This window comes from Undibacterium sp. GrIS 1.2, assembly GCF_040544435.1.
Taxonomy (GTDB): Bacteria; Pseudomonadota; Gammaproteobacteria; order Burkholderiales; family Burkholderiaceae_D; genus Undibacterium.
On sequence record NZ_JBEONP010000028.1, the window covers coordinates 39,984 to 52,718 of the forward strand.

Below are 12,735 nucleotides of genomic sequence, written 5' to 3' on the forward strand. Positions count from 1 at the left end.
ATTGGCCTATTGTCCAGACTTTATATGGACAATTAAATATACTACCTATTAGTATATAAATTATCATACTGATACAGCAAAGAAAAAACTATCGCATTGATGCTGTCGCCTTCCTAAGTTGACGCGCCGAGGATGCTATTTTTTTGAAGCTATTTTTTCAATTGCAAGCGCGTCGCATTACCAAATGTAGCGTAACTCGACACGACTATTTTTTCTCCTGCACTGAGGCCTGATAAGACTTCTATCTGACGGTTATTGCGACGCCCAGTTTTAATCATGCGCTTCTCGGCATCAACACCATTGGCTGCGACCACAAAGACCCAGGCGCCGCCGCTGTCGGTGATGAATGGCGCATTGGGTAATAACAAAGCGTCTTTCGGTTCACCTAGGGTAATTTGCGCATCCAAGCTTTGACCGGGGTTGAGGCTGGCGGGTTGTGCATTTTTAAACACTAATTCAATCGAAAAGCGGCCATCTTTGATTTGTGGATAGACCTGACTAACTTCGACACGATACTCTTTGGCATCTTGCTTAAACACGCCTTGTCGCCCTATCGCAATACGGTTCAGATAATACTCATCGACTTGTGCTGTGAGCTTAAATTGGTCGGGATCGTCGATACGCCCAATATGCTGATCTGTTTTTACGGTCTCACCGATCTGCAAACGGAAATCTGTCAGGCGACCAGCAACTGGGGCACGTACCACCAGCGCATCGACCGTGGCGTTGACCAGCGTCAAGCCCGTTTCTATCGTCTTAATTGCATGCTCCATCTGGGCAACAGCGTCACGCTTGACTTCGGTCTCATTCGCGCTATGATTTTTCTCTTCATTAAAAGCACGTTGCTGCTGCTCCAAGGTATCGGCGGATTCATCCAGCGCGACCGAAGAAATAAAGCCTTGCTGAGCCAATTTGACGTTCCGGGCATGCTTTTTTTTCGCTTGCATTAGATTAAATTCAAGGTCAGATAAGCGGCGCTGATGATCAGAATTTGCGGCCTCAAAATTCACTCTCAAATTGGCCAGATTAGAAATCTGCTGAGTATGTTCTGACTGACGTTGCAATAGTTCTAAATTGCGTTGAGGGTTAGAAATCCTAAAAAGAATATCGCCTTTTTTCACCAACGCGCCATCATGCGCAAACACTTCTTCTACCCTGCCGGATTCAATGGAATCCAGTATCACAGAATGCAGCGCCTCGGCTTTAGAGCGGACGATAATGTCATCCAAAAAAATCCCGCTCTCGACGTTGGCGATACGTACATCGGCAGCAGATACCTGCAAACCACGCGGCATCAGATTCCATAAACCAGCAATCGCCAATCCGATTAAACATATTGACACCACGCTAATCAGAATTTTCTTATTATGATTCTGCGGCACGATGACATCCATCGCGGCACCGGTCACAGCAAGATGAGGCGTAGATAATTTCATGGTTCAATCAAAATGGTAGGAGGTTTTGTTTGAGAATGTTTTACTCATTCTGAAACTCATGTCTACTATCGCAATCTCTGTGCCATGCTGATTTGGATTGAAAAGGACTAAAAATTGGGGATTATTGATCGGCATTGATCGGTATTGGACAATCTGATTCAGACAGATTTTAAAAACTGTCCGATATTGAACACTTCACGGATACTTCCTGTTTTTACGCTCGTTAGCGTTGGTGAATCATTGCTAGTGTCCTTTATCAAAGCTAGACTGTGCATTGACACGTGTAAATTAAAATCCTACCAGCACCTACAGAAATCTCAGCCAGCTTTATCTTCAACTATGCACAATCATGTCTAATAGCGCACCTCATCTGCTGATCATTGATGACGACCCCGATGTAGCTTGTGCAGCGCAACTTTTGCTGCGTCGCAAATATCCGCAAGTCAAGGTCGTGACCGAGCCTGCACAAGTAAAAACTTTGTTAGTGCATGAACACCCGGATGTCGTTTTGCTCGACTTCAACTTCACCGCTGGCCGCACTGATGGCGGCGAGGGTTTGGCGATGCTGGATTTATTGCGGGCACAACATCCCGCTCCTGCGGTCATCGCCGTAACGGCGTATGCCGACGTACCTTTGGCGGTGGAGGCATTAAAACGCGGTGCTTGCGATTTCATCACCAAGCCTTGGGACAATGCCAGACTACTGGCCGCGGTAGAAACGGCTCTCGCCAGAAAATCTACTACTCACGTATCTGACATATCAGGTACATCTGATGTGGTCAGCAATAATGATACGTCCATCGCATTTGCAAACCTGATGGGTAATTCTGCCAGCATGCGTGAACTCAAATCCATGATCGCCAACGTCGCTCCGACCGAGGCCAATGTCATGGTGCTGGGTGAAAACGGCGTGGGTAAAGAGCTGGTAGCACGCGCCATCCATTTAGCGTCACCACGTAACGCAGCTCATTTTTTAGCGGTCGATATGGGAGCGATACCCGAGACCACATTTGAGAGCGATATGTTTGGTCATCGCAAAGGTGCTTTTACCGATGCGCGTAGCGACCGTGCAGGACGCTTTCAGGCGGCGCGCGGTGGCGTCTTATTTTTAGATGAAATTGGCAATCTACCTTTGGGTGCACAAGCGAAATTACTGACCGCGCTAGAACGGCGTGAAGTCACACCGGTCGGTATGGACAAGGCAGAAAAAATTGATGTGCGTATCGTCAGCGCGACTAATTTAAGCGAGATCAAATTATTTGATCCCTCTATTTTTCGCTCGGACCTTTTATTCCGCTTAAATACCATCGTCCTGCGCGTAGCACCTTTACGCGAGCGGCGGGAAGATATCCCTGATTTGCTCAGCCATTATATGGTGCTATATCAAAATCAATATCAGCGCCCTGTACGTCAGCTCAGCGATACCGCTTTGAACGCGCTGTGCGAGTACGATTGGCCGGGCAATGTTCGCTCTTTAAGGCACTCATGTGAGAGAGCCGTGATCTTAGGAACGCAGGCAGATTATCAGCTTCAGGATTTTGGCTTAAGCTTTGCAAACGCGACTTTGGTAGCGATGGCGGAAGTAGCGGGGATTGCGCCAGATAACATTGCTCAGAATACCGTTCATACATTTAAGCTGACCAAACTAGAACGCGACACAATTGCCAGCGCCATGACGCAAGCTAGTGGCAATATTAGTCAGGCGGCTAAATTGCTGGGCTTAAGTCGCGCTGCTTTGTACCGGAAATTAGAAAAGCATGACATCTGAAATGCCCACTGAAATATTGCAAACATCGCCAACATCACCAGTGTCACCGGCATCAGCAACGCCGGACCCGCGCTATCGATATCGCAAACTGTTCTGCATTTCTGGCGTATTGATTTTGATGCTTGCCGCGGGCGCTACGGCTTATATTTTGACTGCAACACAGCTTGCACAGACAGCACGATTATTGGCATTGTCTGGATTACTAGCGCTGATCGGTAGTTGGCTATTTGGTTTTGGTCTGGCAGGTTTATTACCACGCCAAATCCATGTCCTAGCCGATGTGGCACCCGCATTACCGCATACCTCATCAACGCTGCAAGAAAATCTAAGCACACTAGAAAATAGTCTAGAACACGCACCGATTGCCCTGTTTTCGATTGACACCACCTCCACGCCTTATCCCGTGCAAGCAATGAATGGCAACGCACGTCGGCTGATCGCCCCAGGTCGTGCCGTCCAGCCTGAGCAATTATTTGATCTGCTGAGAACGCAAGTGGTGGGCAAGCGCAGCATGATTTTGTTTGAAACCGAGCAAGGACTGGAGCGCGCATTACTTGCAACCAGCAGTTTGACCACGCATGGCAACACGCGATTGATGATTGCCTTAATGCCGGTAGAAAGCGAACTGCAATCCGAGGCGCAACAGGCATGGCAAAAATTAGTGCATGTGCTGACCCATGAAATTATGAATTCTCTGACACCAGTGGCATCTTTATCCCGCACCGCGCATGATTTGTTAGAGGACCTAAAACCAAGCTTACCCACCGACAGCATCAAGGACTTGACCATGGCTTTAGACGCTATCAGTCGCCGCGCGCATGGTTTAGCGGAGTTTGTCGGTAGCTACCGGAGCTTGTCGAACGTCCCTGCGGCACATCCAGAACGTATCCATCTGGCAACACTTTTTAAGCGCTTATCCACCTTAATCTCTCCAGCGTGGGCACAACGTGGCGGACGTGCCGAATTTATAACAGAACCGGCATCGCTAGAATTAATGATAGACCCTGCCCAATTTGAACAAGCCTTGATTAACCTCATCAAAAATGCGGAAGAAGCGACATCCAAAAAAGCCTCGCCCGAAGTGGTCATACGCGCCAAACTGAGTCGTGGCGGGCGTTTGCGGGTAGAAGTCACCGACAACGGGCCTGGTGTACCGGAAGAATTTATTCCTCATATTTTTACGCCTTTTTTCTCAACCAAAGAAAAAGGTAGCGGAATCGGCCTGGCAATGGTGCAGCAACTGATCCAGGGTAACGGCGGCACTATCCGCTATGCCCACGTGGTACAAGGCGGTGCGCGCTTCATTTTGACTGTTTAATAATCGCCCTCATAGTACCTAATCGACATAGCTGCATCCAACATCTGGATTGAAGAGTATTGACCTCCCTAACAGCAAAGGGTATGGTCATACTCACCAACGTTTGATGGAGACAAACCCATGTCAGCGTCCTTAAGTAATGACGAAATTGAGGATCGCTTTTTTTTGCTTGGGCGAATGGAGATCCTGAACATACTGAATGATCTGATCCATCGCCGGGAACCTGTGACCGTTTATTTTAATGGCGGTAATGAATTTATATTGAGCTTGCTGTTAGAGGCCAGAGCAGAGGCATTGATTTTTGATCTGGGTGGCGATGAAAGAGCGAACAAACTGTTAGAAAAAGCAGCTAGTTGCACGTTTTTAGCACTGCCAGATGGGATACGAGTGCAATTTTCCGGGATAGAGCCGAATCGGTTTTTATGGGGTGACAAAGACGCCTTTTGGGTCCCTTTACCAGAACGTATCGTCCGTCTGCAAAGGCGCGAGAGTTATCGTAATGCTCTGCCGGTGGTCAATCCTCTAAGAGTGAAATTACTCATGGAAGAAGATAGCCAACTATATGATCTGGCACTACATGATTTGAGCGTAGGTGGTTTTGCCGCCACCGTGTATGGCGAAACGCCGTTGCGATCAGACGATAAAATCGCGCAGTTAGAAATCCAGTTATCCGATAAAAATGTCCTGATCTGTCCCGGACAAATTCGGCATTTCACCTTGATTAGTCGTGATGGCAATGGCCGTTATCGCATAGGCGTCAAATTTTTAAAATTACCGCATGTGATGGAAGTCGCGATTCAACGCTTTATCATCAAGACCGAATATGAAAGACGTAAGCTACTGATGCTTTGATCGCTGGTCTTTTTCATGTTTAGTTTGCAGATTGATCAATCACAAGTCAGCCTATATTGGCAGGCAGTATAAAAACAGAAAACACCTGGAGAACCTATGTACGACGATAATGATTTTTTTGCGATAGCGAAGTTTTTGCGACTAGGCATCAAAATTACCCTGAAAAACCCGATGGGACAAAACTCTTCATTCTCAACCAGCTTCCCTACTCCCAAGGGATCGATTGTCAGTTTTGATGAGAAAAGTTTGTATGATCTGGAACGTAAGCTGCGTACCTTACTGGCAACTGATGTGCCGGTAAAAACCAAATTGGCACCGTTTGATTATTTGGGAACCAACTTCCGTGGTCTGATTTTCCACCTCAAAGAAGTCAATGAATTCGTACTGCAAGAAACGCATGATCTGTTCGGCATGGAATCAAAAAAAATAGTCCGTAAATCTGAACATTTTTTTCAACTACTGAAATAAAAATTCACCTCTGGATTTCAGTATTTGTTTCTTCAGTATTTTTTCAATACTTAGTTTCAACCTTCACATAACAGGGCTCAAGTGATAGATGCATTAATTTCCGGCAGATTGTATGGCCAAGCACAAGAGGGTAAAGGACAAGGCGGCAGTAGTTATGTCACTTGCAAACTACGACTTCCAACACCGGATGGTGACTTTATTTTCTGTAACGTCATCGCTTTTAACGACGATCTGCAAGATCAGTTATTAGCGCTGGGTGATGGCGATGCCGTCGCGTTGTCGGGCGCCTTAACACCCAAAGTCTGGGAAGATAAACAAGGCAATACCAGGCCAGCCGTAGATTTGGTAGCGCATGCTGTATTGACGGCATATCACGTTAGACAAAAGCGGGATGCGATGCTGATGGATGATGAAGAGCGCGACGACAACCACTGAGCTTAAAACGAATTACGTATAAAAAAGTAAGCCTGATGAAATCACTCAAAAATGATCAAGCTGGAGGAATAATATGAAATGGGAAGGCAATCGCGAGAGCGATAATGTAGAAGATCGTCGTGGTGATAGTGATGATGGCAGCAATAGTGGCGGCGGAGGTGGCTTTGGCGGACGTCATATTGGTATCGGTTCGATCGTGATCGCTTTGGTGGCCTCGTATTTTTTTGGTATTAATCCAATGACGGTGTTAAGCCTGTTAAGCGGCGGATCAGCGCCGGTCACATCGTCTCAGCAAAGCCAACAGCCGCAAGCACATCGCCCGCCTGCTAATGACAGAGAAACTAACTTTGTAAAAACCGTACTGGGTGATACGGAAGACGTGTGGACTGAAATGTTCCGCGCCAGCGGTAAGCAATATGTCAAACCAGTTTTAGTCATTTTTAATAATAGTACCTCTACTGCTTGCGGTAAAGGCGAGACCGCGACCGGGCCTTTTTATTGTCCGGTGGATCAAAAAGTCTATATCGATTTGAGCTTTTATCGCCTAATGCGTGATCGTTTTCATGTCAGCGGTGAGTTTGCGCAAGCCTATGTGATCGCACATGAGGTCGGACATCATGTACAGAATCTGATGGGTATTTCCGACAAAGTACATGAGGCGAGATCACGCGCATCACAAGTGATGGGCAATGCTTTGTCGGTCAGGATGGAATTACAGGCGGACTGCTTTGCAGGTGTTTGGGCGTTCCACGCCAACCAGTCACGCAGCATATTAGAAAGCGGTGATGTACAAACCGCTTTGAGTGCAGCAACCGCGATTGGTGACGATGCATTGCAACGTCAGGCTCAAGGTCAGGTCGTGCCAGACTCGTTCACGCATGGCACATCAGAACAAAGGGTGCGCTGGTTTAGTCGCGGATTGGAGAGCGGCAAAGTCGATCAGTGCAATACTTTCCAGGCAAAGCAACTTTGATGTGATCGAGCAGCTTTGATCCAATCAGAGCATTTTTTATAGGGATTAGGAAGCGCGGTGGAGATACGATGACGTTTTCAAGCATCCAGAGTATGTATAGCCTGCCCCGCTTTCTCCCACGCGTCTAATCCACCTAGCAACGGCCTTGCTCTGGTGTAGCCGCGTCCCATCAGCAATTTCACCATTTGCGCGGCGGAGGCTTCGTTAGGGCAATTGCAGTAGACGACGATATCGCTGTCTTGCTGCACATGAGGTATTAAGGTTTGCCATTCGTTTAAAGCGATCATTCTGGCACCGGGGATGTGACGGGTATCCAGATTGCGTACGGATGAAGAGCGGATATCGACGATCACAGGTGTTTTCCCCGCTGCCATCAGATCGACTAATTCATTGACGCTGATCCTAGTGATGTTCAGGATTTTTTGAAAACGCCAGCGTTGCCACCATTTGTAACTGACGTACAAAATGAGCGCAATGCCCAATAGCGCCAAAGCGCCATTGCCCATCTCCAGCAGATGCCGGCTGATCATCTCAATATCGGGGTGAAACAACCAGCCAGCACCGATGGCAATCCCGCCCCACAATAAAATACCGACTGCATCAAAACATAAAAAAGCTAGCAATGGCAAACGCAAAGCGCCTGCCATTGGCGCGACGATCAGCGATAAACCCGGTACAAATTTGGCGATCAGCAACGTACTCAGGCCCCAGCGCTCAAACCGGGTTTCGGTCTGTCTGACGCAGGAGTCTGGGGATAAAGATAAGCGACATAACAGGCGCATCACCCGCACACCGTGGCGCTGACCGATCAGATACCAGACGGTATCGCCAATCAAACTGGCCAGCAGCGTGACTGCAAGTAAGGCTGCCAGCGATACCTGACCATCGGCAGCCAATGTGCCAGAAATAATTAAGGTAGGAACTGTCGGCAAAGGCAGGCCTAATTGCATCAGCAAGACATTGCCGAAAACAATAATCAAGCCTTATTGTTGTGCCAGGTGGATCAGGGATTGCATCATGATGTGGGGAACCCAGTTGCAGAATTAAATCAAAATGAAGCTAAATAGTGGAGAACAAATTGCAGGATGGAGACAAATACGTATTGTATGCCGGGCTAGCTTTTGAGATATTGCGGTGACTGAGTGGAGCGCGTTAGCGAAGACTCAAAATCTCTTTTCAGCGAGGAGTAATCCATATACTCCCTCTTAATTTTATTAAAATCAGCTTACAGACCAATGATTCCATGGACGATTAAATATACTTACTGCCAGTATCACATACACCCTAAACAATCAGACATCCATTTCAGCATTCAGTTTATCGAACTGGAGTTGCGCCTCGGCCAGGACTTCTTCTAGCGATGCTTGATCTAGTCCCAGACTCTCCCATGCCTGGCCGCTAATCTCTGGTGGCGTGTGATCGGGTGTTGTGCTGATGTTGAGTGCATGCGCAATACCATCAGCGACATGTACGATGGTTGCCAAAAAGCCGAGGCCTGGTTTGTCCGGCTGGTGATGACCGCCAATGGCCTTGGCCATCAGTTCAGAAAACTGCCACTGGTTTGCCAGTGCCTCGCCCACTACCGCATGATCGATGCCTAAGACCTGGCGCTCTGCCTCGAATTGCGTGACTTGATGTTCTAAGCGGAATGCGATCGTTGCTTCGTATTCAGACAAATAATGTGTCACTAAGACTAGCGAACCGATGTCGTGCAACAAACCCGCGGTGAAGGCAAGGTCGAGATTAAAGTTGAGTCGCCGGGCTAAAATCTTTGCCGCGATAGCGACCGCGTTGGAGTGGTACCAAAATCGTTTATGACTAAATCCCTTGCACTTGTTTTCCGGAAAGCAGCCAGATAAGGCAGCGATCATCACCATTTGCTTGAAGGTGTCTAATCCCAGCAGTGTGATCGCCTGTGGAATTGTCGCTACCTTCACCATGGTGGCGTAATACACCGAATTAGCGTAACGCAAGGTCTTGGCAGTAAGCGCGATGTCACGGCTGACTTTTTGAGCTAACTCATTGATATTCACGTCATCCTGATCAATGGTATTGAGAAGTTCCATCACCACGCCAGGCAAGGTGGGTAAGTCTTTGACTTCTTGAATAATCTGCTCAATCGCAATGGCTGACATAGACAATTCCTAGACTGGTTTTTTCCCAGTATTACCCAAAACAGGGGAATCGCCAAAGGATAGCGAATAGCTTCGCAGATTTAAATTAACTTGTTGTAAATTTTATACGGTGGATTTACGCAAAAACCCAAACCCTTCACCACAGAAAAAATCGCCCTTAAATTTTACTGTCCAACCGTTTTTCACTAATGCTGGCTTTGGCTCTTTCTAACATATCAATCGCAGCAGGACCGCGCTGTAAAGTGACGGCAACTGCCAATGCATCGATATACGTCAGATGTGCCAGACGCGAGGTCATGGGCGTGTAAATATCCGGATCTTCCTCTACATCCACGCTCAAATGGACATCTGCCAATTCTGCCAATGGACCACCACTGGCGCATAGCACCAGCACCTTGGCGCCAGCACCTTTTGCCAGTTCTACACTACGTATCATGTCGCGGGTACGGCCTGTGCGAGAGAAGGCGACAACCACGCAATCACTATTTAATAAAGATGCCGATTGTGCCTGTAAATGCGCATCACAAAAGACTGTCGTAGGAATCCCGAAACGGAAAAACTTGAGCTGAGCGTCAATCGCCAAGGCACCGGAATACCCCAATCCATAACACTCAATGCGGCGGGCGCGTGACAGCAGATTGACTGCCGCCTCAAAGGTCGCTGTATTGGCAGAATTACGCGCCTCCATCAAGGCGGCGATGGTGCGATCAAATACCTTGGGCAACACATCACGCACATGATCAGCCTGATTCACGTCCAGATGTAAATACGGAATGCCAGTTGCCAGACTTTTGGCAAATGCCAGCTTAAAGCTTTTAAATCCGTCAAAGCCCAAGGATTGCGAAAAACGTGCAACCGTAGGCTCACTGACATCGCAAGCCTGCGCTAAAACTCGTATCGACATTTCCAATGCATCGTGCGGTTTGAGCAGCAAAAATTCTGCTACCTGCCGCTCAGCACGACTCAGCGCCGTGCTGGCCGTGCGGATGCGTGCCAATAAACCTTTTTCAGAAGGAATTGGTTTTGGGTCTTGTAGTACGGTGGCAGAATTAGGCATGTTGCTCTTTAATTAGAGAACTATTAGTGGTAATCAAGGACACCAAAATACATCGACATCACAGCTAGCTTCTTGCAGCAATACAGAAATCGGTAAAGCGCTACCCGCAGGAGTGTCTAATGCTCCCTCTAAAACCTGACGTTTTTCTGCGCCGGTAATGACTAACCAGATTCTGTCAGTATCAAGTAAACGTGGCAGCGATAAAGACATGCGGCTTTGATGCGTCTGCGGATGTAAGGCGGCCAGACAAGCCAGATCATCATGCCGGGTCGGCGCTTGCGGAAATAATGAAGCGACATGACCATCCGCCCCCATTCCCAACAACACGGCATTAAATGGCTGTGGGATTTGTTGCGCTAACCGGTGACTGATGGCCTCGGTCGCTACTTCCGGCGTACTTGCATCGTTTTTTAATGAAATTAAATTCCACTGACGACGATACGATGAGGCCATATTTTTTTTGAACAGACCTTCATTACTTTGTGCGTCGGCGTCCTCAACCCAACGCTCATCGGTCGCAACTAGGTTCACATTATTCACATCGCGCTGCGACAATAATTGATCAAGCTGGCGATATATCGGTGCAGGTGTTGAGCCTCCAGCAAGAGCAAAATAAGCCGGGAGTCGCTCAACTGCTGCACTATCGATAATACCTATCCATTGCGCGACTAAAGCGTCAGTAAGCTCGGCAAAATCATTAAAACTATGCAGCACCATGCTATTAGTTTTCAACATATTCTTCGCCCCATGCTGCACCGTTTTGCGCCAGCAAATAGCTGGACGCTGATGGCCCCCAACTACCGGCAATGTACGATTTCAAACCCTCGCTGTCGTTCTGCCAGGCGGTCATGATAGGATCAATCCATGCCCATGCGGCACCCAGTTCATCATCACGTACAAACAAAGTCAGGTCGCCATGCATCGCATCCAGCAACAGACGTTCATAGGATTCCACCCGACGCAAACTAGAGGCTTCAGCAAAATCCAGATTTAAAGCGACGTCAGACAAACGAATTCCCTCACCCGGCTCCTTGGCTTTTAAAAACAGTTGTACGCTTTCTTCCGGCTGCAAAGAAATGACCAGGCGATTAGAGCGCAAATTACTTTGCGAGCTGCCAAAAATAGAATACGGAATCGGTTTGAAATTAATCGTAATCTCCGCACTACGGCTGGCCATACGTTTGCCCGTGCGCAAATAAAACGGTACGCCAGCCCAACGCCAGTTATCAATTTCTGCTTTAATCGCCACAAAGGTTTCGGTACGCGATGCAGGCGGCACGCCGGGTTCCGACTGATACGAAATCACAGGCTTGCCGTCTACCGCGCCAGCTCGGTATTGGCCGCGCACGGTCTTTTTAGTGATGTCTTCCGGTGAAAATTTACGCAATGCGCGCAGGACTTTTACCTTTTCATCACGGATAGCATCGGGATTATCATTGACTGGCGGTTCCATGGCGACGATCGATACCAGTTGCAATAAATGGTTTTGCACCATGTCACGCAAAGCGCCTGTGTGATCATAAAAATCACCACGGGACTCGACGCCGACCTGTTCAGAAATAGAGATCTGCACATCTTGAATCGACTTACGGTTCCAGAGTGGCTCTAAAAATGCATTGGCAAAACGCAGCGCCAACAAGTTTTGCACCATCTCTTTACCGAGATAGTGATCGATACGATAAATCTGATTTTCGCGCAGATGGGTGCGCAAAGATGCGTTGATTTCTTTTGCCGATTGCGCATCACGTCCCAGAGGCTTTTCTAATACAACCCGGGCATTGCCTTCCACCAGACCATGCTTGGACAATTGCTCTACTACTGGTACAAAAATATCGGGGGCAGTCGCCAGATAAAACAAAGTCGGATTAGTGTCGCTGGTATTAAGTTGACTTTTTAAGGCGTCAAAATCGCCAGCTTCGCGGGCATCAATTTTGGAGTAATACGTCAGCGCCAAAAAGGCAGCAGTCTTTTCACTATGGCCTGCATCTTTATCAATCGCCTTAGTGCCGTGTGACTCAATACTCGCCGCAACACGAACCCGGAATTCTTCGTCCGTCAGCACCTCGCGTGCAGCACCGATAAATTTAAAGTCAGCATCTAAACGACCGTTCACAAATGCGCTATACAGCGCGGGAATGATCTTGCGTTTGGCGAGATCGCCAGTGCCGCCAAATAATACGAATGTGGTCATGCTGACTCCAGAGTTATTCTAAATTTGAGATGAATAGGATTTACGCAAAACCGCCCCAGCTGCGTTGCAGCTCCTAGCCGTACTAAAGTACTGTCGTCGTCG

The 12,735-nt window shown here is 47.9% G+C and carries 12 protein-coding genes; 6 read left to right on the forward strand and 6 right to left on the reverse strand.

The window, feature by feature from the left end; translation table 11 throughout:
- Positions 1–149: 149 nt before the first annotated feature.
- Positions 150–1,436 (reverse strand): efflux RND transporter periplasmic adaptor subunit, encoded by a 1,287-nt coding sequence (locus AAKU61_RS13325; RefSeq protein ID WP_354332945.1) that lies wholly within the window; start codon positions 1,434–1,436, stop codon positions 150–152.
- 349 nt (positions 1,437–1,785) lie between these two features.
- Between AAKU61_RS13325 and AAKU61_RS13330 the strand changes: the two genes are divergently transcribed.
- From AAKU61_RS13330 to ypfJ, 6 genes are all read left to right on the forward strand, one after another.
- A complete protein-coding gene (locus AAKU61_RS13330) occupies positions 1,786–3,204 on the forward strand; it encodes a sigma-54-dependent transcriptional regulator (RefSeq protein ID WP_354332947.1) in 1,419 nt (472 codons plus the stop codon).
- Positions 3,194–4,522 (forward strand): sensor histidine kinase, encoded by a 1,329-nt coding sequence (locus AAKU61_RS13335; protein WP_354332949.1) that lies wholly within the window; start codon positions 3,194–3,196, stop codon positions 4,520–4,522. The genes AAKU61_RS13330 and AAKU61_RS13335 overlap by 11 nt, the downstream gene beginning before the upstream one ends.
- 120 nt (positions 4,523–4,642) lie before the next feature.
- A complete protein-coding gene (locus tag AAKU61_RS13340; RefSeq protein ID WP_354332950.1) occupies positions 4,643–5,374 on the forward strand; it encodes a flagellar brake protein in 732 nt (243 codons plus the stop codon).
- Between the two features lie 96 nt (positions 5,375–5,470).
- Positions 5,471–5,842, forward strand: a complete 372-nt coding sequence (locus AAKU61_RS13345) for a hypothetical protein (RefSeq protein WP_322117918.1) — start codon at positions 5,471–5,473, stop codon at positions 5,840–5,842.
- Between the two features lie 81 nt (positions 5,843–5,923).
- Positions 5,924–6,277 (forward strand): single-stranded DNA-binding protein, encoded by a 354-nt coding sequence (locus AAKU61_RS13350; RefSeq protein WP_354332952.1) that lies wholly within the window; start codon positions 5,924–5,926, stop codon positions 6,275–6,277.
- Positions 6,278–6,350: 73 nt separating this feature from the next.
- The gene (ypfJ, locus tag AAKU61_RS13355) at positions 6,351–7,250 is read left to right on the forward strand and encodes a KPN_02809 family neutral zinc metallopeptidase (protein WP_354332953.1); all 900 of its coding nucleotides are present in this window, start codon (positions 6,351–6,353) and stop codon (positions 7,248–7,250) included.
- 77 nt (positions 7,251–7,327) lie between these two features.
- Here the strand turns inward: ypfJ and AAKU61_RS13360 are convergent, their stop codons facing one another.
- The 5 genes from AAKU61_RS13360 to zwf all read right to left on the reverse strand — a co-directional run bounded on the left by AAKU61_RS13360 (position 7,328) and on the right by zwf (position 12,633).
- Complete coding sequence (locus tag AAKU61_RS13360; RefSeq protein ID WP_354332955.1) at positions 7,328–8,230, reverse strand: DedA family protein/thiosulfate sulfurtransferase GlpE; 903 nt, start codon at positions 8,228–8,230, stop codon at positions 7,328–7,330.
- Positions 8,231–8,542: 312 nt separating this feature from the next.
- Entirely contained in the window at positions 8,543–9,385 is an 843-nt protein-coding gene (locus AAKU61_RS13365) for an HDOD domain-containing protein (RefSeq protein ID WP_322117914.1), read from the reverse strand.
- 157 nt (positions 9,386–9,542) lie between these two features.
- Positions 9,543–10,442: an SIS domain-containing protein gene (locus AAKU61_RS13370; protein WP_322117913.1), complete on the reverse strand. Its 900-nt coding sequence runs from the start codon at positions 10,440–10,442 to the stop codon at positions 9,543–9,545.
- Positions 10,443–10,475: 33 nt separating this feature from the next.
- Positions 10,476–11,177 (reverse strand): 6-phosphogluconolactonase, encoded by a 702-nt coding sequence (gene pgl, locus AAKU61_RS13375; RefSeq protein ID WP_354332958.1) that lies wholly within the window; start codon positions 11,175–11,177, stop codon positions 10,476–10,478.
- Positions 11,164–12,633, reverse strand: a complete 1,470-nt coding sequence (gene zwf, locus AAKU61_RS13380) for a glucose-6-phosphate dehydrogenase (RefSeq protein ID WP_354332960.1) — start codon at positions 12,631–12,633, stop codon at positions 11,164–11,166. The genes pgl and zwf overlap by 14 nt, the downstream gene beginning before the upstream one ends.
- Positions 12,634–12,735 lie beyond the last annotated feature (102 nt).